Below are 24,402 nucleotides of genomic sequence, written 5' to 3'. Positions count from 1 at the left end.
CGGAAATAATAACCGCTATGAATTCAGTCGACGGAAAAAACAGCAGCCTGCGGGAAGCCCGGAGGTCGGCTGGCGCCTCCGGGACGGCGTAAAGCGATCAGGCGGTACGGGCGACCGCGTCGCGGGTCGCCAGCTCGCGCTCATTTCCGGTCAGCTCAGACAGCTGGCCGCCGCGCATTTCCAGCAGCCTGTCGGCGTGCTGAAAGTAGTGATCGTCATGGCTTATAGCAAAGAGGGTTTTACCCATCTCCTTCATCAGCGGCAGCAGCACCTGATAGAACTCACGGCGGAAATGGGGGTCCTGATCCGCCGCCCATTCATCCAGCATGATGATATCTCTATCTTCCGCTAACGCCAGCAGCAGCGCCACGCGCTTTTTCTGCCCTTTTGACAGCTTCAGGTCGAGGATTTTGCCATCGTCGAGCCGTAGCTTATGGTTCATCTGCAGATAACCCAGCCACTTCTCCACCAGCGCCGGGTCAGCCGCCTTCCCTTCCGGCCCCAGCAGTCTGTCAAACAGCCAGACGTCGGTAAACACCGCCGAGAACAGCTTGCGATAATCTTCCGGCTTATCCGCCGCCATCGGCTGCCCGTCGACCAGGATCTGCCCGGAAAGGGGCTGGTACAAACCGGTCAACAGCATAGCCAGCGTCGATTTCCCGCTACCGTTACCGCCGATGAGAAAGACCAGTTCGCCGCGCTTGAGGGTCATGTTGATCGGCCCGACCGCAAAGCTGTTGTCAGGATAATGGAAGGTGATGTCGCGCAGCTCGAGCGTCTGCCAGTGGGGATGCGCCTGCGGCTGCGGGAACTCAGCGCGGTACGGTGCGAGCGAAAACTTATTTAGCTTGTTGAATGCCACCTGCGCGCTGAGCAGAGTGGGCAGCGCGCCTACTGCCGAGAGCAGCGGCGTGCGCAGGAATAATAGGGTCAACGAGTAGGTCGCCGCCACCGCCGTATCGGCCCAGCCCAGGCTGTTGGCCATCCAGAAGACCAGGCCAATCGCGCCCAGCATCATAATATTCGACCAGTTGACCGCGCTCAGATGAAAGGTATCGGCGCGAACAATATGGTGCCGGTATTCTCGCGCATCCGGCAGATAGAGCTGATTAAACACATATTCGGCGCGCTCGCGGTTGAGAGTGAGCTCTTTGCGACCTTCGAGCACCGTCTGGTAGTCGTGATACAGCTTATCTTCGCTTTCGCGCAGCGACGCCATATGCTTATAAACCCGCGATACCAGCATAAATCCGCCCCAGATGGTCAACGCCAGCCACAGGGCGGTAACCAGCATCATTTTTCCTGACAGCCAGGCCAGATAAGCGGCGGAGCCAAAGGTCAGAATAATCCCCTGCACCAGCTCCGGCAGGCGTACGAAGGCAATGGTGATATTGCGGATATCGCTGGTTAGCCCGGCCAGCAGCGACGCGCTGCCGATTTTCTCGATCTTCTCGATTTGCGTATCCAGAATGCGCTTAATAAATTCGCCGCGCAGGCGGTAAACGAAATGGTGGCCGAGCGTGGTCAGCGCCAGCTGCGAGCCGAGGGTGACCGCCATCAACAGCAATAGCAGCCCGAGAAACTCCGGCAGGACCGTCAGGGAGGTATCGACAAGGGTTATCAGGCGCAGGTTAATGAAGGCGATAAGCCCAATACCCAGCGCCGCGCTCAGCAGGCTCAGGGCAATGACGGAGATAAACGGCCAGCGATACTGGCGCCAGACAAGAAGAAGAAGTTCCATAACGCGTAATCCGGGCAAGCAAAAACAGCCAGCAGTTTAAACTGCTCGACGATGACAGCAAGAATAATTCTTATTTTTATTCTTTATTACCCGCCAGGCGGAAAGTGAGATTGTAACGACAGCCGCCGGTAGCCGGATGGATGCCCGCTTTCAGCGGTTGAATACCGTGGTAAAACAGCCGCGATTCGCCGCCCCAGACCACCACGTCGCCGTGCTCCAGCAGCACCCGCTGCAGCGGATCGTTACGCCGCAGGCCGCCAAACTGAAATATCGCCGGAAGCCCCAGAGAGACGGAAACAATCGGCGCTCGCAGGTTTTGCTCGTCTTTATCCTGATGCAGCGACAGCTTCGTTCCCGGCTGATAGCGGTTGATAAGACACGCATCCGGGGTAAAGCGCGCATAGCCGCTCGCCGCCGCCGCTTCTGCGGCCAGTTCGCGGAAAAGCGGCGGCATCTGCGGCCAGCGCTTGCCCGTCAGCGGATCGTCGGCAGCATAAAGATAGCCGTGCTGGTTGGTGGTCCAGCCCAGCTCGCCGCAGTTGGTCATCGCCACCGACATCGTATAGCCGCCGGGGGTAACCATCTGGCGAAAAGGCGAACGGCAGGCAATCTCGCTGATTGCCTGCAAAAGCGCCGGCGCGCGCTCTCGGGCGTAGCGACGCAAAATTATCGCCCCCGGAGCCAGCGGCTCCTGCCAGGGCGGCGTATCGGCAAAAAGATCGAGCATTATTTCTCCTCGGATGACGCTTCTCGCGCCAGCAGCAGCGCCTTGCGCGCCGTCCCCCAACGATAGCCGGATAGCGCCCCATCCTCGCGAACGACCCGATGACAGGGAATAACCAGCGCCAGTTTATTCGCAGCGCAGGCGCTTGCCACCGCCCTCACCGCGCGGGGGCGACCAATACTTTGCGCCACCTGGCGATAGCTGCGGGTCTCCCCCGCCGGGATCTGACGCAGCGCCTGCCAGACCTGAAGCTGAAACGCCGTGCCGCGCAGATCCAACGGCAGGGAAAACGGCTGCCGGTGGTCATCAAGATGGGAAAATACCTGCACCACCCGCTGACGAAAAATCTCGTCGCCCGGATGCAGCCGCGCATTGGGGAACAGGCTGGCTAATTCCGCATAGAGCAAGGCGTCGTCCTCTCCGGGCAGCACGGCGCACACGCCCCGCTCACTCTCAGCCACCAGACAGCGTCCCAGCGGACCGTCGCCGCATACCCAGGTAATATCGATATCCCCCCCGCCGCGGCGAAACTGGCGGCCGGTCATTCCCAGCGCGGCGTCAGCCTGCTGGTAGTAGCTGCTACTATCCGGAAAACCGGCAGAGAGCGCCGCATCGGTAATTTTCTCCCCCTGCCCCAGCGCTTCGCGTAAACGGCGAGCGCGCCACGCCTGTTGCCAGGCTTTAGGGGTCATTCCGGTGACGGATTTAAAGAGGCGGTGAAAATGAAAGGGGCTGACCGCAAGCTGGCGTGCCAGCGCTTCCAGCGTTAACGGCGTCTCCTGCTCCAGCAGACGGCACGCGGCAGCCACTTTCTCTACCTTCTGCTGCTGCGGATCGGTTTTTTCCGGCTGGCAGCGTTTGCACGGACGAAAGCCTTCCGCCTGCGCGCTTGCCACATCAGGATAAAAGCGAACATTTTCCCGCAGCGCGCGGCGCGAGCGGCAGGAGGGGCGGCAGCAGACGCCGGTGGTCAGCACGGCAAAGACAAACTGACCATCGGCGCTGGCATCGCGTTCGCATACCGCCTGCCAGCGGCGCTCATCGGTATCAATCATTATCGTTTTCATCACGGACTCCTGCTGTAAGTGTATCTTCAGTGTGGGCCGAAGTCCGTCATCAAAAACCCGAAATCTTGCGCTTTAATTTTTCTCGCCAACGAGGAAAGTGCGGAACTGCGGCGACATCCAGGTTTTAAACCCGTCCCCCTCTTTGATAATCATATAGACCGCCAGCCCCTGTTCGCGTACCACGTCCCGCGCTTTTTCCGGCCCCAGCACCATCAGCCCGGTGTCCCAGCCGTCGGCTTCCAGCGCCGTCGGGGCGATAACGGTCACCGAAACCAGTTTATGATCGATAGGCCGCCCGGTTTGCGGATCGATAACGTGCGAGATGCGCTTACCGTCCAGCTCATAGTAGTTGCGATAGCTGCCGGAGGTGCTGATGCCGTGGCCGTTGATATCAACGATCGCCTGTACCGCGTTTTCGCGATCGGTTGGCTTCTGGATCGCTACCCGCCACGGCTGCCCTTCCGCATTCATCCCCCGGCTCGCCAGCGCGCCGCCCACCGAGACCAGGTAGCGCGAGATCCCCTCCTGCTCCATCAGGCGCGCCAGATGATCGGCGGCGTAGCCTTCACCCACGGTAGAGAGATCGACAAACAGATCCGGAATATCTTTTTGCAGAAACTGCTTGCCGGCCTGGTTGATCACCGTCAGATGCTGTAATCCGCTGCGCGCTTTCGCCGCGGCAATCTGCTGCGCATCCGGCGTTTTGACCGGCTGTTTATCCGGGCCAAAACCCCATAAATTGACCAGCGGCCCGACTGTGATATCCATGGCGCCATGGGTTTTTGCGCCAATGCGCAGCGACATCGTCACGATATCCGCCATCGCCTCGCTGACCGGCCACGGCGAGGTACCCGGCGAATGGTTAAAGCGCATCAACGCTGAATCGTTCTTCCAGGTGGAAAGCAGACGATCGTCGGCATCCAGCTGAGCCTGAACTTTCTGGCGCAGCGCCTCGGCCTTCGCCTCATCAACGTTGATGACGCTAACCCGCCAGAATGTGCCCATGGTTTTACCTTCCAGCACGGTGGCGGCGGATTTTGGCGTCTGGGGAGTGGTGGCTGAATCACAGCCTGAAAGTAATACGCAGGCGCCGAACAGGGCGGCGCGGAAAAAAGTGATATCCATAAAATTGGCTTCCTCTGGCTAAGGCGCAAAGAGTACACCAGCAAGGTTAAACCGGGCATAAAAAAAGGCGCCATCGGCGCCTTTTTTCAAACTTCAGCTTGCTTAGAACTGGTAAACCAGGCCCAGAGCAACGATGTCGTCGGTAGAAACACCAGCGTTACGAGTGAAGCTGTTGTCGTCCAGCAGGTTGATTTTGTAGTCAACGTAGGTGGACATGTTTTTGTTGAAGTAGTAGGTAGCGCCTACATCAACATATTTCAGGATATCCTGGTCGCCGTAGCCTTCCAGATCCTTACCTTTGGACTGCAGGTAAGCCACGGACGGACGCAGACCAAAGTCGAACTGGTACTGAGCAACCACTTCGAAGTTCTGCGCTTTGTTAGCAAAGCCCAGGGAACCGGCGCGAGTTGCGTTGTAGGTCTGGGTGTACTGAGTCGCCAGGTAAATGTTGTTGGCGTCATATTTCAGACCACCGGTATAGGTTTCAGCGTTATCGCCGCGGCCCAGAGCCAGCTGGCTGTTCTGATCGCCATTACGTTTGGAGTGAGAGTACGCGAAACCAGCGCTGATACCGTCGTAGATATCATAGGTCAGGGAGGTGCCGTAACCGTCGCCGTTCTGTTTCAGAGCGCCACGACCGTTGTTGGTCGGGGAAGTACCTTCGCCGCTTACGCTGCCGTTTTTACCCTGATACTGCAGAGCAAAGTTCAGGCCGTCAACCAGACCGAAGAAGTCAGAGTTACGGTAGGTTGCCACGCCGTTAGCGCGAGACTGCAGGAAGTTGTCAGAACCGTAGGTGTCGCCGCCGAATTCCGGCAGAACGTCAGTCCAGGAAGTTACGTCGTAGACAACGCCGTAGTTACGACCGTAGTCGAAAGAACCCGCGTCGCCGAATTTCAGACCAGCAAATGCCAGACGAGTCCACGCCTGATCGCTGGAGCTCTCGGTGTTGTTTGCCTGAACGTTGTATTCCCACTGGCCGTAACCGGTCAGCTGGTCGTTGATCTGAGTTTCGCCTTTGATGCCCAGACGCATGTAGGTCTGGTCGCCATCGGAAGATTTGTCGTCAGAGAAATAGTGCAGACCGTCGATTTTACCGTACAGGTCTAATTTGTTGCCATCTTTGTTATAGACTTCAGCCGCATTCGCTGCGCCTGCTACCAGCAGTGCCGGTACCAGGAGGGACAGTTCTTTAACTTTCATGTTATTAACCCTCTGTTTGTTATATGCCTTTTATTATTGCCACTGCTTACTGATTACCCTTCTAATCAGTCGGCTGTTTCATTGTGCTGCAAAACGAGGAATAATCCAACAAGAATATGATACTAAAACTTCTAAGATGTTTCAAAATACCCACAAGATGTTTCAATTTGTAAATATGAGGGAACTTTTTTTCGGCCCTAAATGGGTAGCGAAATAAGCACTAATAATCAAAAAATAAAAATTTTTAATCCCTGTCAATGAGTTACACGGTTACATATCTATAGCACTGAATGGTAAAACAAAACTCTCGTCTGCGACTAAAATTATCCTCGCTATCATCATTAACTTTATTTATTACCGTCATTCAGTTCTGAATGTTTGTTTACCCCTATTTCAACCGGATGCCTCGCATCCGGTTTTTTTTACCCTTCTTTACACATCTTTAATTATTCCATGCTACCGGCGAAAAAAATAACGGTTATTAATCAAACAGCTTGCGAATAAACTCAAAGCTGTTTATATAATTTCTTGTTATTTAGTGCTATTTCCGTTAGTCAATCCGTAAGTAATTGTACAAAATCACTCGGGCCGTACATCTTTGCTCGCCGCGCGGGTTTGGGATAAGTCTCAAGGCAAAAAAGTCGTTGTATAGTATTCAGATGTATGGATTTTGGGCGTTAACCTTTATACTGTTCATAGCATCTGCGCTGCCCCCGGTTAACTTGGTGCAACAGTCCGTTTACACATACTGATGAGTCGTACTCTCACACGATGACCCCGAAAAAATTTTCCCTGATACCCGGCAACATTACCCGCTTCTTTATTCTCATGGTCATCGTCCTGCTGGCGACGATGGGGGTCATGATCCAAAGCGCCGTTAACACCTGGCTAAAAGATAAAAGCTATCAGGTTGTCGATGTCAGCTACGACTTACATAAACGCATTGATACCTGGCGCTACGCCACCTGGCAAATTTATGACAATATTGCCGCGACCTCGTCCAGTTCAGCCGCAGAAACAGGGTTACAAGAGACGCGTTTAAAGCAGGACGTTTACTACCTTGAGAAACCCCGGCGCAAAACTGAAGCGCTGATTTTTGGCTCTCATGACAGCTCAACGCTGGAAATGACGCAAAAAATCTCCAACTATCTCGATATCCTGTGGGGCGCCGAAACCATTCCCTGGTCAATGTATTACCTTAACGGCCTGGATAACAGCCTGATTCTGGTTTCAACGCTGCCGTTAAAAGATCTCTCCTCCAGCTTCAAAGAGTCGACCATCAGCAGCGTCGTTGAATCACGACGGGCAGAAATGCTGCTGCAGGCCAACACGTTAGATGAACGCGAGACGTTTTCGTCGCTGCGCCACCTCGCCTGGCAAAACGGCTACTACTTCACCTTACGCACCACCTTTAACCAGCCCGGCCACCTGGCGACCGTTGTGGCCTTCGATCTGCCCATTAACGATCTCATCCCTCCCAGTATGTCGCTGGAGAGTTTCCGCCTGGAGCCCGATCCGTCGCAGAACGTCAGCGCCAATCCGGATAAAGAAACCGCCGACATCGTCAGCATTAACTTTAACGGCCCGCAGATTGAAATTATCACCACAATTAATACCACCGGTATGCGCCTGGTCTGGATGGTGCCCTTTAGCGAGCTGATTCTGGAGTCCTTGCAGAGTATTTTACTGCCGCTGCTGCTGAACATTGGCCTGCTGGCGCTGGCGCTGTTCGGATTTACCACCTTCCGTCACTACAGCGGCCGCAAAAGCATCGTGGGGACGGCCGTTTCCTCGGCCGCCAATAGTGAATTACGCGCCCAGCGCGCCATTCACGAAGAGATTGTTTCTCTGCTGCCGCTGGGGCTGCTGGTGCACGATCAGGAAGCTAACCGGACGGTGATCAGTAATCCGATTGCCGATCATCTGCTGCCGCATCTGAATCTGCAAAACATCATCAACATGGCCGATCAGCACCAGGGCGTGATTCAGGCGACGGTGAACAATGAACTGTATGAAATCCGTCAGTTCCGCAGCCAGGTGTCGCCGCGCACGCAAATCTTTATTATTCGCGATCAGGACCGCGAGGTGCTGGTGAATAAGAAACTCAAGCAGGCCCAGCGCCTGTATGAGAAAAACCAGCAGGGCCGTACGGCGTTTATGCAGCATATCGGCGCGGCGCTGAAACAGCCGGCGCAAACGCTGGCGGAAGAAGCTGCGGCGCTCGGCATGGCCGAAAGCCGCAGGCTGGCCCAGCATGCCGATGAACTGGTACAGCTGGTTGATGAAATAGAGCTGGCAAATCTGCTGGAGAGCGATAGCTGGAAGAGCGTTCAGGACCTGTTCTCAATTCAGGAATTGATCGATGAAGTGGTACCTGAAGTCCTGCCCATCATCAAACGCAAAGGTCTGCAGCTGCTGATTAACAACTCGCTACCGGCCAATGAGCAGCGCTACGGCGATCGCGACGCCCTGCGCCGCACCCTTTTACTGCTGATTCAGTACTCGGTGACCACCACGCCTATTGGCAAAATAACCCTGGAAGTCAGTAAAGATGAATCCGCGGACGATCGTCTGATCTTCCGTATTCTGGATACCGGCAACGGCGTTTCGGCGAACGAAATCGACAATATGCACTTCCCGTTCCTCAACGATACGCAGGCAGACCTTTACGGCAAAGCCAACGCCCTCACCTTCTGGCTCTGCGATCGCCTGACGCGCAAGCTCGGCGGACAGCTCAATATCAAAGCGCGCGAATCACTGGGTACCCGCTACTCCCTGCATCTAAAAATGGCCGCCAGCGCGGAGGAGAGTGATTCGGGTGAACATCTGCTGGATGAAGTGGTGATTATGCTTGATGTGACCGCTAATGAAGTCCGCCGTATCGTGACCCGTCAGCTGGAGAGCTGGGGAGCCACCTGCATCACCCCGGATGACAGAATCACAAGTCAACAATATGATCTCTTTTTAACGGATAATCCGTCTAATCTTACTGCTTCGGGCTTGCTTTTAAGCGATGATGAAGCCCGGGTTCATAAGATTGGTCCTGGTCAGCTCCGCGTAAACTTTAATATCAGCGCTGCGCTGCAGGAAGCTATCCTGCAATTGATTGAGCAGCAGCTTGCTGAGGAAGAGGAGCAGCCATCCTCTCCCGGGAACGAAAGTAACGCCGAACTGCATGCCAGCGGCTATTACACGCTGTTTGCTGACACGGTACCAGATGATGTTAAGAGGCTGTATAATGAACTGGCGACGGGCGATTTCGCCGCGCTGGCGCAAACCGCCCACCGCCTCAAAGGGGCATTTGCTATGCTAAATCTGGTACCCGGCAAGCAGTTATGTGAAACGCTTGAGCATCTGATTCGTGAAAAAGATGCGCAAGGCATAGAAAAATATATCAGCGACATTGACGTTTACGTCAAGAGCTTGCTGTAGCAAGGTAGCCTAATACATGAACAATATGAACGTAATTATTGCCGATGACCATCCGATCGTACTGTTCGGTATTCGTAAGTCACTTGAACAAATTGAGTGGGTGAACGTTGTTGGCGAGTTTGAAGACTCCACCGCATTAATCAACAATCTGCCTAAACTGGACGCACACGTCCTGATTACCGATTTATCGATGCCCGGTGATAAATACGGCGATGGCATTACGCTTATTAAATACATCAAGCGTCATTTCCCGGACCTGTCAATCATTGTACTGACAATGAACAACAACCCGGCGATCCTGAGCGCGGTTCTGGATCTGGACATCGAAGGGATCGTCCTGAAACAGGGTGCGCCGACCGATCTGCCTAAGGCGCTCGCCGCGCTGCAAAAAGGCAAAAAATTCACCCCGGAAAGCGTTTCGCGCCTGCTGGAAAAAATCAGCGCCGGCGGTTACGGTGACAAACGTTTGTCGCCCAAAGAGAGTGAAGTGCTGCGTCTGTTCGCCGAAGGCTTCCTGGTCACCGAGATAGCCAAAAAGCTCAACCGCAGTATCAAAACCATCAGTAGCCAGAAAAAATCGGCGATGATGAAACTCGGCGTGGAAAACGATATCGCCCTGCTCAACTACCTCTCTTCCGTTTCCCTGAGCTCGACGGACAAAGACTAACGTCTCTCTTCCCGGATAGCGCGGCGCTATCCGGGAAACGTCTTTTATTCCCTGCCCTTACGTACCCGCGCGGCGTAGACCGTTAGCGTCTGCTTGATAATATCCAGAGTGACCGGTTTTGAAAGGCAGCTGTCCATACCGGACTCCAGGCAGCGCTGCTTCTCCTCCGCCAGCGCGTTGGCGGTCACCCCAATAACCGGCAGCGTAAGCCCTAGCTGGCGAATGCGCTGGGTCAGGCGATAACCATCCATATTCGGCATGTTGACGTCGCTGAGCACGATATCAATATGCTGCTTGCTCAGGACATTCAGCGCATCGACCCCGTCATTTGCCGTCACGCACTGATAGCCCAGCGATCCCAGCTGATCGGCCAGCAGACGTCGGTTAATCGGATGATCGTCCACCACCAGAATCATCATGTCATCATTGCTGGCGGTTTGCGCATCCGCCGCGGATAGCGCAGGGCCGTTTTCCGTACTGGCCATGGCAATATGGAAGATGCGGGCCAGCAGCGGCAGCAGCTCGTGCGGCGTGGCCACGCTATGCAGCCACTCGCCGGGCGCCCGCTCCTGTGGAATACCGATATGCCGACGAGAGAAGATCACCATCGCGCCGCCGTCCCAGGCGTCATGCGTCTCGCTATCGGTCAACAGAATATCCTCCGCGCCCGGCGCTTGCCCGTCAAAATGACGGACCGGAATACCGTGATATTTCAGCAACTGCTCGACGAACAGCGCCAGCGAGCTGTTATCAATCGCCAGCCAACAGCATTTTTCCGCCAGGCCATCAATATTCGGCGACGGCGTATTTTGTACGCCATAAAGCGGGATACGAATAGTGAAGCGGCTGCCCATACCTGGCTCGGTTTCAACGGCAATATCGCCATCCATCATGCTGATAAGCTTTTCACAAATCGCCAGACCGAGTCCGGTCCCCTGGAAATTGCGCTGCACGCCGGTCCCCACCTGGAAGAACGGGTCAAACAGGCGTACGACCTCTTTCGCCGGGATCCCTTCCCCGGTATCGCGTACGCTGATGCGCAGATAATCCTCCGCCCGCTCTACGTGCAGGATAATGCAGCCGGTATCGGTAAACTTAATCGCGTTACTCAGCAGGTTTGAAATAACCTGCTGCAGGCGCATCGGATCGCCGGACATCAGCTGCGGTACGTCAGGTTCAATAAAGCAGTACAGCCCGAGATGTTTCCGCACCACCAGCGGCAGATAGTTGGCGGAAATATGGTTCATGACCTCGCGCGGCGAAAACTCCCGCGGCTCAATTTTGAGCTGTTCGGACTCAATTTTCGAGAAATCGAGGATGTCGCTAATAATTTTCAGCAGCAGGCTGGAAGAGTTGTTCATCGCCGTCACCAGACGATCGACGCCCTTCGGTAGCTCTTTGGTCTGCAATAAATCGAGGTTACCGATAATCCCGTACAGCGGCGTTCGCAGTTCGTGGCTGACGGTGGCAAGGAACATCGATTTCGACTGGCTGGCCTGCTCGGCGGCCTGGGCCATCTCCTGCAGCGACTCCTCCATTTTGACGCGCGCCGAGACATCCACCAGCACGCAAATCGCCACGTTCTCGTTACGGTAGCGCGAGTGGACAAAGCTGATTTGCAGATTGGTATTGTTGCTGGTCAGCACATCGACAAAGTTCACCTGCTGGCCGCAGATAATTTGCGTCAGCCGCTGCCGATCCTCATGGGTTAGCATATTGAGATAGTTATGCGCCAGCTCGTTACTCAGGATATTGGTGCCGTCGATCGTACGTAAAATACAGATCCCCACCGGCGCGGAGGCAACGATTTTTCGGTTGAACTGCTCGTGCTCTTCGAGGCGCTGGGCGTCGTTTTCAGCCGGAATAAAAATCCGCCGTTCATACATGCGGGCAAGCGCAAAAAGGAGCCCGCCGGTAAGCAGATTGAGCACCACGGCGTTCAGTATCAGCATCCGGATGCGTTCCAGCACCTGATCCACCGGCACCGAATAGACAATGCTCAACGATGACGGCGGCAGGCTTTTTTTCATCGCCAGCTCGCGAAAACCGGCGGTATAGCCGAACCACAGACGCTCCTGCATCCACTTCGCATCCGGTTTAATATTGCTGTCCGACCCGGCAAGCGAGATCAGCGTCTGTCCGTTATCGTCGAGAATCGTCACGTTCATCGGCAGACTGCCTGGGGTAAAGAAGCTTTCCATGCGGATGGTTTGCTCTACGCCGAGCATGGCCTGCAGGCGGTTCGCCACATAGATTGGGGTCAGCGCATAAAAATAGCCAACGCCCGGACGCACGCCCTGGCTTATCCAGAACAGATTGTTACCGCGCTCGTTTTGCGGCGCGTCGCGATACTGCTCAATACGCTGATGCAGCACTTTTAACGCCTGGTCCCGCTCCAGCGGAATATCGCGCAGGCCGAAGTTGGCCATACACAGATTGTCGCTGCCAATCATAAAAATACGATTGAGGTCGTAGGCCGTTGAGAAATTGTCGCGCCAGTAGCGCATAAACCACGCCAGTGACTGCAGCGAGTTACGCCAGGTCGTACTCATCAGCGCGCAGTCGGAATCCGGGTAGAGCGGTTCAAAATTAGGGATCGTAATATCGCCGCGCTGCACCGGCGTATCGCCGCCTTCGCTACCGTCCATCGGCCGGTTGCCGGCAACGTATTTCAGCTCTTTGATCACATCGGCCGTACGCTGTATGTAGCGCTGCGCCTGATCGGCATTGAGGTTAAATTCCTGGCGAATTTCCGATTCGCGATCGTGCAACGCATTGACGATGTAAAACACCGAAACAAAAGCGACCAGCACCCACAGCAGTATCGCCAGCGCTCTGAACAGATAGCGTGAAACCTTTAACGTGTTATGGAAAGAAGCTAGATATTTCAATGTGGCGATGCTCGGCCGTCAGGGGCTCAACAGAATGGCGTTAAGGTAACGATAAAACAACGGTCCCGCAACGGGAAAACAAAAAGGGCCGGGGAGAACCCCGACCCTTTCAGACAATTACCGCAGAGAATTACTCTTCGTCTTCGGCGATGTCATCGTCAGTATCCGCTTCCGGCGCAATATCTTCGTCGCCTTCCGCCGCGCTGCCGTCGATGGCATCCAGCTCTTCGTCATCAACCGGCTCAGCCACGCGCTGCAGGCCGACCACGTTTTCATCTTCCGCAGTACGAATCAGGATCACGCCCTGAGTGTTACGACCGACAATGCTCACCTCAGATACGCGGGTTCGTACCAGCGTGCCCGCGTCGGTGATCATCATAATCTGGTCGCAGTCATCAACCTGCACCGCGCCCACAACGGAACCGTTGCGTTCGGTCACTTTGATTGAGATAACGCCCTGGGTCGCACGCGACTTAGTGGGATACTCTTCAGCTGCGGTACGTTTACCGTAGCCATTCTGCGTAACGGTCAGGATGGCGCCTTCACCGCGCGGAACGATCAGAGAAACCACTTTGTCCTCGCCGGCCAGCTTGATGCCGCGCACGCCTGTGGCGGTACGGCCCATCGCGCGGACGGCGTCCTCTTTAAAGCGCACCACTTTACCGGCGGCGGAGAACAGCATGACTTCGTCCTGACCGGAGGTCAGATCGACGCCAATCAGCTCGTCGCCTTCGTTGAGGTTAACCGCGATAATACCGGCGGAACGCGGACGGCTGAATTCAGTCAGCGCCGTTTTCTTCACGGTACCGCTGGCGGTCGCCATAAAGACGTTCACGCCCTCTTCGTATTCGCGGACCGGCAGGATCGCGGTAATACGCTCGTTGGCTTCCAGCGGCAGCAGGTTGACGATCGGACGACCGCGCGCGCCGCGGCTGGCTTCCGGCAGCTGATAAACCTTCATCCAGTAGAGACGACCGCGGCTGGAGAAGCAGAGGATCGTATCGTGGGTGTTGGCCACCAGCAGGCGGTCGATAAAGTCTTCTTCTTTGATACGCGCCGCAGATTTACCTTTACCGCCACGACGCTGGGCTTCGTAGTCGGTCAACGGCTGATACTTCACGTAGCCCTGATGCGAAAGGGTCACGACAACATCTTCCTGGTTGATCAGGTCTTCAATGTTGATATCCGCGCTGTTAGCGGTGATCTCGGTACGGCGCGCGTCGCCGAACTGTTCACGGACCAGCTCCAGCTCTTCGCGAATAACTTCCATCAGGCGATCGGCGCTGCCCAGAATGTGCAGCAGTTCCGCGATCTGTTCCAGCAGCTCTTTGTATTCATCGAGCAGTTTTTCATGCTCAAGGCCGGTCAGCTTCTGCAAACGCAGATCCAGAATCGCCTGCGCCTGCTGTTCGGTCAGGTAGTACTGGCCGTCGCGTACGCCGAACTCGGGCTCCAGCCATTCCGGACGGGCGGCGTCATCGCCGGCGCGTTCCAGCATCGCGGAAACGTTGCCCAGATCCCATGAACGGGCGATTAAGGCAGCCTTCGCTTCCGCCGGGGTCGGCGCGCGGCGAATCAGTTCGATAATCGGATCGATGTTGGCCAGGGCAATCGCCAGCGCTTCGAGGATGTGCGCGCGATCGCGGGCTTTACGCAGTTCAAAAATCGTACGACGGGTCACCACTTCGCGGCGATGGCGCACGAACGCGGCAATAATTTCTTTCAGGTTCATGATCTTCGGCTGACCATGGTGCAGAGCAACCATGTTAATACCGAAGGAGACCTGGAGCTGGGTCTGCGAATAGAGGTTGTTCAGCACCACCTCACCCACCGCATCGCGCTTCACTTCAATCACGATGCGCATACCGTCTTTATCGGACTCGTCGCGCAGCGCGCTGATGCCTTCGACGCGTTTGTCTTTGACCAGCTCGGCGATTTTCTCAATCAGGCGCGCTTTGTTCACCTGATACGGAATTTCATGCACGATGATGGTTTCGCGGCCGGTTTTCGCGTCAGCTTCCACTTCCGCGCGCGCGCGAATGTACACTTTACCGCGACCGGTACGATAGGCCTCTTCAATGCCGCGGCGACCGTTGATGATCGCGGCGGTCGGGAAGTCCGGACCTGGGATGTGTTCCATCAGCCCTTCAATGCTGATGTCTTCATTTTCAACGTAGGCCAGACAGCCGTTGATCACTTCGGTGAGGTTGTGCGGCGGAATATTGGTCGCCATACCTACCGCGATACCTGACGAACCGTTGACTAACAGGTTCGGGATTTTGGTCGGCATAACGTCAGGGATCTTTTCCGTGCCGTCATAGTTATCGACGAAATCCACCGTCTCTTTTTCGAGGTCGGCCATCAGCTCATGGGCGATCTTCGACATACGGATTTCCGTATAACGCATCGCTGCGGCGGAGTCGCCGTCGACCGAACCAAAGTTACCCTGGCCATCTACCAGCATATAGCGCAGGGAGAATGGCTGCGCCATACGTACAATGGTGTCATACACGGCAGTATCACCATGAGGGTGGTATTTACCGATTACGTCACCAACGACACGGGCAGATTTTTTATAGGCTTTGTTCCAGTCATTGCCCAATACGTTCATGGCGTATAGTACGCGACGGTGTACCGGCTTCAGGCCATCTCGGACATCCGGCAGCGCACGGCCAACAATGACCGACATCGCATAATCCAGATAGGAGCTCTTCAGCTCTTCCTCAATGTTGACCGGTGTAATTTCTCTCGCAAGGTCGCTCATCTAACCGCTATCCCTCTACTGTATCCCGGATTCAAAGGTCGCAAATTATAACACAGCCGCGGTGATACGGGTAAACCTATACCCAATGATTTTCGCGCGGCGAAAGGCGACAGGGATAGACGGTTTATTCATCCCTGAGGCCTGATATACTCGCGGGTCTGAACTGAACAGGAGTAAAAGCGCCCATGAATGCCGAAAAACCGTCGGTGGCCCACAATGTTGATCATAATGAAATCGCTAAATTTGAAGCCGTCGCCTCGCGCTGGTGGGATTTAGAGGGCGAATTTAAGCCGTTACATCGCATCAATCCTCTACGCCTCGGCTATATCGCGGAGCGCTCCGGCGGCCTGTTTGGCAAAAAAGTACTTGATGTCGGCTGCGGCGGCGGCATCCTGGCGGAAAGCATGGCCCGGGAAGGTGCAGCGGTGACCGGTCTGGATATGGGCTTCGAACCGCTACAGGTGGCGAAACTGCACGCCCTGGAGAGCGGCATTCAGGTCGAATATGTCCAGGAAACCGTTGAAGAGCACGCGGCGAAGCATGCCGGAGAGTACGACGTCGTTACCTGCATGGAGATGCTGGAGCACGTCCCGGATCCGCAGTCGGTCGTCCACGCCTGCGCGCGGCTGGTCAAACCTGGCGGTCAGGTGTTCTTCTCAACCATTAACCGCAACGGTAAAGCGTGGCTGATGGCGGTCGTCGGCGCCGAATACATCATGAAAATGGTGCCGAAGGGAACCCACGACGTGAAGAAATTCATCAAGCCCGCGGAGCTGATCGGCTGGGTAGATGAGACAATTCTGAAAGAGCAGCATATTACCGGTCTTCATTACAATCCGTTGACCAATACCTTCAAGCTGGCGCCAGGGGTGGATGTTAACTATATGTTGCATACAACGGCGAAAAAAGCATAACGTCAGCTGTATTTCCTATGATGATTGCGCGGCATCAAGCCGCGTGATTTTTTCTTCCGATGAAGAAATCAGCACTCGATCAAATTTTCATTTTTTTTTCTGATTTATTGACATCTTCTCCAGGCCTTATGTGGCGTGGACTTGGCGATTATTACCCTTCCGCAACCTCAATTTAACGTCAAAATCAACTCTTGTACTCAAAAGAATCCTTACTAGAATACTCACCATATAGCGTTTCTTTTATCGACCACCCCCTACATATAGTATTTATCCACAGAGTTAGTCACAACGGCGTTCTGTGGATAAGTGGGGGATATTTTCTTTCACGGACAGGTATAATCCACATGAATCAGAGTCTGCTGGTGACAAAGCGTGACGGTAGCACCGAGCGCATCAATCTCGATAAAATCCACCGCGTGCTGGATTGGGCGGCAGAAGGGCTGAATAACGTATCCATCTCCCAGGTAGAACTGCGTTCCCACATTCAGTTCTATGACGGCATCAAAACCGCCGACATTCACGAAACCATTATCAAAGCCGCCGCGGACCTTATCTCCCGCGAGGCGCCAGATTACCAGTATCTCGCCGCCCGTCTGGCGATTTTCCACCTGCGTAAAAAAGCCTACGGCCAGTTTGAGCCGCCAGCGCTGTTCGACCACGTGTCGAAAATGGTGAAAAACGGCAAATACGATACTCATCTGCTGGAAGACTACACGGAAGAAGAGTTCAAGCAGATGGACTCGTTCATCGAGCACGATCGCGATATGACCTTCTCCTACGCTGCGGTTAAGCAGCTCGAAGGCAAATATCTGGTGCAGAACCGCGTCACCGGTGAGATCTATGAAAGCGCCCAGTTCCTGTACATTCTGGTTGCCGCCTGCCTGTTCTCCAACTACCCGCGCGAGACGCGTCTGGACTACATCAAGCGTTTCTATGACGCGGTGTCGACGTTCAAAATCTCGCTGCCGACGCCGATTATGTCCGGCGTGCGTACCCCGACCCGTCAGTTCAGCTCCTGCGTGCTGATCGAGTGCGGCGACAGCCTGGACTCTATTAACGCCACCTCCAGCGCCATTGTGAAATACGTCTCTCAGCGCGCCGGTATCGGCATCAACGCCGGCCGCATCCGCGCGCTGGGTAGCCCGATTCGCGGCGGTGAAGCTTTCCATACCGGCTGTATCCCGTTCTATAAGCACTTCCAGACGGCGGTGAAATCCTGCTCCCAGGGCGGCGTCCGCGGCGGTGCGGCGACCCTCTTCTACCCGATGTGGCATCTGGAAGTCGAAAGCCTGCTGGTGCTGAAAAACAACCGCGGTACCGACGCCAACCGCGTTCGTCACATGGACTACGGCGTACAGATCAACAAGCTGATGTACACCCGTCTGCTGAAAGGCGGCGATATCACCCTGTTCAGCCCGTCCGACGTCCCGGGCCTGTACGATGCGTTCTTCGCCGACCAGGACGAGTTTGAGCGCCTGTACACCCAATACGAGCAGGACGACAGCATCCGCAAGCAGCGCATTAAAGCGGTAGAACTGTTCTCGCTGATGATGCAGGAGCGCGCCTCCACCGGCCGTATCTACATCCAGAACGTGGACCACTGCAACACCCATAGCCCGTTTGACCCGGTTGTCGCGCCGGTGCGCCAGTCCAACCTGTGCCTGGAAATCGCCCTGCCGACCAAGCCGCTGGAAGATGTAAACGACGAAAACGGTGAAATTGCGCTGTGTACCCTGTCCGCTTTCAACCTCGGCGTTATCGATAGCCTTGATGAGCTGGAAGAGCTGGCGGTGCTGGCCGTTCGCGCGCTGGATGCCCTGCTGGATTACCAGGACTACCCGATCCCGGCGGCCAAACGCGGCGCGATGGGCCGTCGTACGCTGGGTATTGGGGTGATTAACTTTGCCTACTATCTGGCGAAGCACGGTAAACGCTACTCTGACGGCAGCGCTAACAACCTGACGCATAAAACGTTCGAAGCGATTCAGTACTACCTGCTGAAAGCCTCTAATGAGCTGGCTATCGAGCAAGGCGCGTGCCCGTGGTTTAACGAAACCACCTATGCGAAAGGCATTCTGCCGATCGATACCTACAAAAAAGACCTGGACGCTATCGTCAGCGAATCCCTGCATTACGACTGGGAGCAGCTTCGCGAGTCGATCAAAACGCACGGTCTGCGTAACTCCACGCTCTCCGCGCTGATGCCGTCCGAGACCTCTTCGCAGATCTCCAACGCCACCAACGGCATTGAGCCGCCGCGCGGTCACGTCAGCATCAAAGCGTCAAAAGACGGTATCCTGCGCCAGGTGGTGCCGGATTACGAAAAACTGCAGAACGGCTACGAGCTGCTGTGGGAAATGCCGAACAACGACGGTTACTTGCAGTTGGTCGGTATTATGCAGAAGTTTATCGACCAGTCGATTTCCGCTAACACCAACTACGATCCGACGCGCTTCCCGTCTGGCAAAGTGCCGATGCAGCAGCTGCTGAAAGACTTGCTCAATGCCTATAAGTTCGGCGTTAAAACGCTGTACTATCACAACACGCGCGATGGCGCGGAAGATGCCCAGGATGACCTGGCGCCGTCCATCCAGGACGACGGCTGCGAAAGCGGCGCATGTAAGATTTGATAATATTGCCCGGCGGCGCGTTGCCTGCCGGGCCTACGGTCTAATGTAGGTCGGGCTAGCGAAGCGCCGCCCGGCGTATAATTCCAGGACAGGATCCCCACTCATGGCATACACCACCTTTTCACAGACGAAAAATGACCAGCTCAAAGAGCCGATGTTCTTCGGTCAGCCGGTGAACGTCGCCCGCTACGATCAGCAAAAATATGACATCTTCGAAAAGCTGATTGAAAAACAGCTCTCCTTCTTCTGGCGTCCGGAAGAAGTTGACGTTTCCCGCGACCGTATCGACTATCAGGCGCTGCCGGAACACGAAAAACACATTTTTATCAGTAACCTGAAATATCAGACGCTGCTGGACTCCATCCAGGGCCGCAGCCCGAACGTCGCCCTGCTGCCGCTGATTTCAATTCCGGAGCTGGAAACCTGGGTGGAAACCTGGGCGTTCTCGGAGACCATACATTCGCGCTCCTACACCCATATCATCCGCAATATCGTTAACGATCCGGCGATGGTGTTTGACGATATCGTCACCAACGAGCAGATTCAGAAACGCGCGGAAGGCATTTCCAGCTATTACGATGAATTGATTGAGCTGACCAGCTACTGGCATCTGCTGGGCGAAGGCACCCACAGCGTGAACGGTAAAACCATTACCGTGAACCTGCGCGAGCTGAAAAAGAAACTCTACCTGTGCCTGATGAGCGTGAACGCGCTGGAAGCCATCCGTTTTTACGTCAGCTTCGCCTGCTCTTTCGCCTTTGCCGAGCGCAAGCTGATGGAAGGTAACGCCAAGATTATCCGTCTGATCGCTCGCGACGAAGCGCTGCACCTGACCGGCACTCAGCACATGCTGAACCTGCTGCGTTCCGGCGTCGACGATCCGGAGATGGCTTCAATCGCCGAAGAGTGCAAACAGGCGTGCTACGACCTGTTCGTGCAGGCGGCCCAGCAGGAAAAAGAGTGGGCGGATTATCTGTTCCGCGACGGTTCGATGATCGGCCTGAACAAAGATATTCTCTGCCAGTACGTTGAGTACATTACCAACATCCGCATGCAGGCGGTAGGTCTCGATCTGCCGTTCCAGACCCGCTCCAACCCGATCCCGTGGATCAACACCTGGCTGGTGTCCGATAACGTGCAGGTCGCGCCGCAGGAAGTGGAAGTCAGTTCTTACCTCGTCGGACAGATCGATTCCGAAGTCGACGCCGACGATCTGAGCAACTTCCAGCTCTGATGAAACGCATTTTTTTGAAGATTTCTGACACTCGCCTTGAGTGTCAGGATGAACATCCCTCCCTGCTGGCGGCTCTGGAATCGCACAATATCGACGTGGAGTATCAGTGCCGCGAAGGCTACTGCGGCTCCTGCCGTCTACGGCTGGTTTCGGGGCAGGTTGACTGGCTCACCGAACCGCTGGCGTTTGTCCAGCCGGGAGAGATTCTGCCCTGCTGCTGCCGGGCAAAAGGCGATATCGAAATTGAGATGTAAGCCAGTCTGAAACGCATTCCCATTCTTTACAGGGTTCGTTTTTTACGAACCCTGGGTTCGTCTTCCTTTCCCTGTTCACCTCCCCCCACTCCGCCTACTCTACCTGTATAAGCCACCGGATAAGGCCATCAGCAATGGTCGCAGCAACGCTGGCTGATGCTCTGCGTCACGACATTCATGAGGAGAGAAAAAATGGCTTCCGTCAAACAGGAAAACTGCGCCAACGGACTGAAAAAAGCATACGACGTCATCGTGGTCGGCGGGGGTTCTGCGGGTGCAGTACTCGCCGCACGTCTGAGCGAGAACCCCGATTGCCAGGTAGCGCTGCTGGAAGGCGGCCCCGTTTTTGCCCCTGATGCCTGGCCGGACGAGCTGGCGCAAAGCCACTCTGTTGGTGGCGGCGATTACGTCTGGGAGCGCGGGGTAGCAACGGGAACCGATCACACGGCCGGTCACCTGCGGGCAAAAGTACTTGGCGGCGGGTCAACGATCAATGCCGGCGCGTTTGTTCGCGCCCCCAAATCTGATTTTGACCGTTGGGTCAAGCGCGGCCTGAGCGACTGGTCGTTCGATAAGGTCTTACCCTGGTTCAAACGACTTGAAAACGCCGACTATGGCGACGATCGCTGGCATGGTCGCCACGGCCCGGTTCCGGTGCGGTTACCGGCGCTGGAAACGCTCAGCCCGGCAAGCCAGGCGTTTTATCATGCTTGCCGCGCTCACGGCTTCGCCGCCGTTGACGATATCAACGGCGCGCAGCAGCACGGCGTCGCGGTCTACCCGGTCAATGTTGTCAACGGCATCCGGCAAAATACCGCCATGGTCTACCTGACGGCAGACGTTCGCGCGCGCAAGAATCTGTCGATTGTCGGCATGACGGTCGTGGATAAAGCGTTGATTGAAGGTTCGCGCGTGAACGGCGTACAGCTGGCGGACGGAACACAGATCGCTACCGACAACGTATTCCTGTGCGCCGGCGCGGCCGGTACGCCAGCGATTCTGTTGCGCTCCGGCATTGGCCCTGCGGACGATTTACGCCATCTCGAGATCACGGTGAAACAGGATCTCCCCGTTGGGCGCAACTTGCAGGAACAACCCGTGAACGGGATCATGCTGGCAACGTCCGCTGAGCATGCCAGTTATCCCCCTATAGGCACAACGCTCTGGACGCAATCTTCGCTGGCGGCAGCCAACGAACTGGATCTCTATATCAGCAATAACCACTTCGTCGATCCTGAACTATTTCCACATGGTGCGGGTTTCCAGCTCTTTTTCACCGTGGCGCGCCCCTTTGCCCGCGGGCGTCTGACTTTGGCGAGCCGCAACCCGCTGCTCGGCCCCCGTATCGATCTCAATTTACTGGGCGACGAGCGCGACGTCACGCGAATGGTCGAAGCGGTGAAATTATCCCGGGCGCTGGTGCAGGAAGGTCCGCTACAGGCGCTGGTGATTGGCGAAGTCCCGATGGTAAAAGGCGGTACACTGGCAGAAACTGACCAGCAGATAGCAGAAGAACAGCGTAAGACGGTGAAAAGTAACCTGCACCTCAGCGCGACCGCGCCGATGGGGAACGAAAGCGATCCCATCGCCGTCGTGGACGCCTGTGGGAAAGTTTTCGGTATTGCCGGGCTGTTTGTCGTCGATGCCTCGCTGTTCCCGGACGTTCCCTCTCAGGCGACCAATCCGGATGCGATCATGGCGGCAGAATATCTCGCCAGCCGTTTTTCTGGCGCATAGAACGAGGCATAGTCAACCGCAAGACCCGAAAAAGGAGCGCCTGTGTGAACAAGTTCGTGGAGATGAGCACGTTTGTTTCGGTTGTTGAGTCTCTGAGCTTTGTCGGCGCGGCGGCAAAATTGGGGACATCAAAATCGGTAGTCAGCCAGCGCGTCAAGATGCTGGAGAAACGGCTTGGCGCCAGCTTACTGGAGCGCGGGCCACGGCTTAGCCTCACGGAGGCGGGCCTGCTATTTTATCAGGAGTGCGTGCGGCTGCTTGACGAAGTCACGCTGGCAGAAGAGGCGGTGGCCCCGTCACGCAGCGAGCTTCGGGGCGGGCTGCGGATTGCCACCTCGCATACGTTTATGACCACTCATTTATCGACGATTCTGGCCGGTTTTATCCGCGACCATCCGGGGTTGTCTCTCGATATCGCGACGGAGGATCGGCAGATCAATATGCACCAGCCCGACTTTGATATCGCCATCCGCCTCGGTCTCGTCCCGGACTCAACGCTCATCGCCCGAACGCTGGCGCGCAACCTGACCTGGCTCTGCGCCAGCCCGGACTATCTGTCGCAACGGGGCACGCCTTTGCATCCTGTTGAACTGGAGCAGCACGACGGGCTGCTATATACCCATCGCGCGCCGGGCGGCTGCTGGCAGTTGCTGCATAACGGGCAGCGTCAGACCTGGCGGGTCAAAAATCGTCTGCGTTCGGATAACGCCTTCAGCCTGCTGGAGGCCGCCAGAATGGGGCTTGGGATTGTGGTCATGCCGCTATTTTTAGGCGCTGAAGCGATAATGCGGGGAGAGCTAAAAATTGTTTTACCCGACTGGCAGCCGGAGGGTGGCAACATTGTGGCGCTGTATCGCCAGACGCGTCGCGCCTCGCCAGTGATTCAGGCGCTGGTCAACGAGGTTGCGGAAAAGCTGGGGCCAGAGCCAGAGTGGGAAAAACAGTTACGACTGGCCGGGCTGCTGCCCCTCTGGAACAGGGGCGCAAGCGCCCCTGATTAATGGCTTAGTTTTTATTGAGGAACTTCACCGCCTTATCCGGGAAATCCGTAAACAACCCGTCCACGTCCGCCTGGTTATACAGAACGTCGTAAAGCTGATTCACGTCCGCTGCATACGCTGGCAGCTGATCCGCGCGAACCGTGTATGGATGTACCTGCATGCCGCTGGCGTGCGCTTCTTTCACCATCGCCGTCAGCTTCACGTGACCCGGCGTCGAGCCTTCCGCCACCAGCATATGGTAGTCCGGGCCAATGCCGTCAGCGTACTGCGCGATCTGCGCCATCGCCCCCGGTTTGAACATCCAGTCATAGCTGTAGTTCACCCACTTGCCGTCGGCCTGCCGCTGCTGGGTCTCATTCCAGTCGGTATAGGCGATAAGCTGCACCAGATTGAGATCCATCCCCATTTTCGGCTCCAGCTCCTGCTTGATGCGCTTGAGCTCGTTGGCGTCAAAGCACTGCAGATAAACCTTATCCTGCTTGCCGGTATAGCCATATTTCTTCAGCACGTTCAGCGTGCTGGCGGCAATGTCCTTGCCTTCCTGATGGTGGAACCACGGCGCTTTGATCTCCGGGTAGATGCCGATGTTTTTGCCGGTCGAATGGTTCAGCCCCTGCACAAACTCAATCTCCTCTTCAAAGGTATGAATACGGAAATCAGATTTACCCATCGGGAAACGGCCCGGATAAGTTTGCACGTTCTTGCCATCTTTCGGCTCAAACCCTTCGGTAAACTTCAGCGACTTTATCTCGGCGAGGGTAAAGTCGATGGCGTAGAAGCGGCCATCTTGACGCGCCCGCTGCGGGAAACGCTGGGCCACGTCGGTCACCCGATCCAGATAGTGGTCATGCAGCACCACCAGCCGGTCGTCTTTCGTCATCACCAGGTCTTGCTCGAGGTAGTCCGCCCCCTGCGCGTAGGCCATCGCTTTCGCCGGCAGGGTATGTTCCGGCAGATAGCCGCTGGCGCCGCGGTGGGCGATAACGATTTTCTCCCCCGCGACGGCGCTGAAAGAGAG

The 24,402-nt window shown here is 55.8% G+C and carries 16 protein-coding genes; 8 read left to right on the top strand and 8 right to left on the bottom strand.

The genetic code is table 11. The features are described from left to right. Positions 1–97: 97 nt before the first annotated feature. The 5 genes from ABLV30_RS06640 to ABLV30_RS06620 all read right to left on the bottom strand — a co-directional run bounded on the left by ABLV30_RS06640 (position 98) and on the right by ABLV30_RS06620 (position 5,860). Positions 98–1,741: a multidrug ABC transporter permease/ATP-binding protein gene (locus ABLV30_RS06640; RefSeq protein ID WP_025106712.1), complete on the bottom strand. Its 1,644-nt coding sequence runs from the start codon at positions 1,739–1,741 to the stop codon at positions 98–100. Between the two features lie 76 nt (positions 1,742–1,817). Continuing rightward, entirely contained in the window at positions 1,818–2,468 is a 651-nt protein-coding gene (gene alkB / locus ABLV30_RS06635) for a DNA oxidative demethylase AlkB (protein ID WP_064404457.1), read from the bottom strand. Continuing rightward, positions 2,468–3,532: a bifunctional DNA-binding transcriptional regulator/O6-methylguanine-DNA methyltransferase Ada gene (gene ada / locus ABLV30_RS06630; RefSeq protein ID WP_186006281.1), complete on the bottom strand. Its 1,065-nt coding sequence runs from the start codon at positions 3,530–3,532 to the stop codon at positions 2,468–2,470. The genes alkB and ada overlap by 1 nt, the downstream gene beginning before the upstream one ends. 72 nt (positions 3,533–3,604) lie before the next feature. After that, positions 3,605–4,657, bottom strand: a complete 1,053-nt coding sequence (gene apbE, locus ABLV30_RS06625; protein WP_025106709.1) for an FAD:protein FMN transferase ApbE — start codon at positions 4,655–4,657, stop codon at positions 3,605–3,607. A 102-nt stretch (positions 4,658–4,759) separates the two neighbouring features. Continuing rightward, on the bottom strand, positions 4,760–5,860 hold the full coding sequence (locus ABLV30_RS06620; RefSeq protein WP_348865581.1) for a porin OmpC: 1,101 nt from the start codon (positions 5,858–5,860) through the stop codon (positions 4,760–4,762). A gap of 771 nt (positions 5,861–6,631) precedes the next feature. Here ABLV30_RS06620 and rcsD point away from each other — a divergent pair. Beyond that, on the top strand, positions 6,632–9,292 hold the full coding sequence (gene rcsD, locus ABLV30_RS06615; RefSeq protein ID WP_265801557.1) for a phosphotransferase RcsD: 2,661 nt from the start codon (positions 6,632–6,634) through the stop codon (positions 9,290–9,292). A 16-nt stretch (positions 9,293–9,308) separates the two neighbouring features. Further along, a complete protein-coding gene (rcsB, locus tag ABLV30_RS06610) occupies positions 9,309–9,959 on the top strand; it encodes a response regulator transcription factor RcsB (RefSeq protein WP_004103995.1) in 651 nt (216 codons plus the stop codon). Between the two features lie 44 nt (positions 9,960–10,003). Here rcsB and rcsC read toward each other — a convergent pair whose 3' ends face one another. Together rcsC and gyrA are read right to left on the bottom strand one after the other, a co-directional pair. Continuing rightward, the gene (rcsC, locus tag ABLV30_RS06605; RefSeq protein WP_207172382.1) at positions 10,004–12,850 is read right to left on the bottom strand and encodes a two-component system sensor histidine kinase RcsC; all 2,847 of its coding nucleotides are present in this window, start codon (positions 12,848–12,850) and stop codon (positions 10,004–10,006) included. 130 nt (positions 12,851–12,980) lie between these two features. Beyond that, the gene (gene gyrA / locus ABLV30_RS06600) at positions 12,981–15,614 is read right to left on the bottom strand and encodes a DNA topoisomerase (ATP-hydrolyzing) subunit A (RefSeq protein ID WP_004852752.1); all 2,634 of its coding nucleotides are present in this window, start codon (positions 15,612–15,614) and stop codon (positions 12,981–12,983) included. A gap of 185 nt (positions 15,615–15,799) precedes the next feature. On the opposite strand from gyrA, the gene ubiG reads away from it, so the two are divergent. The 6 genes from ubiG to ABLV30_RS06570 all read left to right on the top strand — a co-directional run bounded on the left by ubiG (position 15,800) and on the right by ABLV30_RS06570 (position 23,384). Further along, the gene (gene ubiG, locus ABLV30_RS06595) at positions 15,800–16,528 is read left to right on the top strand and encodes a bifunctional 2-polyprenyl-6-hydroxyphenol methylase/3-demethylubiquinol 3-O-methyltransferase UbiG (protein ID WP_014230217.1); all 729 of its coding nucleotides are present in this window, start codon (positions 15,800–15,802) and stop codon (positions 16,526–16,528) included. A 344-nt stretch (positions 16,529–16,872) separates the two neighbouring features. Continuing rightward, positions 16,873–19,158, top strand: a complete 2,286-nt coding sequence (nrdA, locus tag ABLV30_RS06590; RefSeq protein WP_004852755.1) for a class 1a ribonucleoside-diphosphate reductase subunit alpha — start codon at positions 16,873–16,875, stop codon at positions 19,156–19,158. A 103-nt stretch (positions 19,159–19,261) separates the two neighbouring features. Further along, complete coding sequence (gene nrdB, locus ABLV30_RS06585) at positions 19,262–20,392, top strand: class Ia ribonucleoside-diphosphate reductase subunit beta (RefSeq protein WP_004852757.1); 1,131 nt, start codon at positions 19,262–19,264, stop codon at positions 20,390–20,392. Next, positions 20,392–20,646, top strand: coding sequence for a class I ribonucleotide reductase maintenance protein YfaE (gene yfaE / locus ABLV30_RS06580; protein ID WP_004104002.1), 255 nt, complete (start codon positions 20,392–20,394; stop codon positions 20,644–20,646). Before nrdB ends, yfaE begins: the two co-directional genes overlap by 1 nt. A gap of 192 nt (positions 20,647–20,838) precedes the next feature. Then, entirely contained in the window at positions 20,839–22,383 is a 1,545-nt protein-coding gene (locus tag ABLV30_RS06575; protein ID WP_025106704.1) for a GMC family oxidoreductase N-terminal domain-containing protein, read from the top strand. Between the two features lie 44 nt (positions 22,384–22,427). Continuing rightward, positions 22,428–23,384, top strand: a complete 957-nt coding sequence (locus ABLV30_RS06570; protein WP_025106703.1) for a LysR family transcriptional regulator — start codon at positions 22,428–22,430, stop codon at positions 23,382–23,384. A 4-nt stretch (positions 23,385–23,388) separates the two neighbouring features. Here ABLV30_RS06570 and glpQ read toward each other — a convergent pair. Continuing rightward, a partial coding sequence (glpQ, locus tag ABLV30_RS06565; RefSeq protein WP_348865580.1) for a glycerophosphodiester phosphodiesterase occupies positions 23,389–24,402 on the bottom strand: 1,014 nt, incomplete at its 5' end.

The organism is Klebsiella sp. CN_Kp113 (assembly GCF_040064585.1).
Lineage (GTDB): Bacteria > Pseudomonadota > Gammaproteobacteria > Enterobacterales > Enterobacteriaceae > Klebsiella > Klebsiella michiganensis.
The sequence above is the reverse complement of the archived record's forward strand: the minus strand, read 5'-3'. Positions and strand labels throughout refer to the sequence as shown.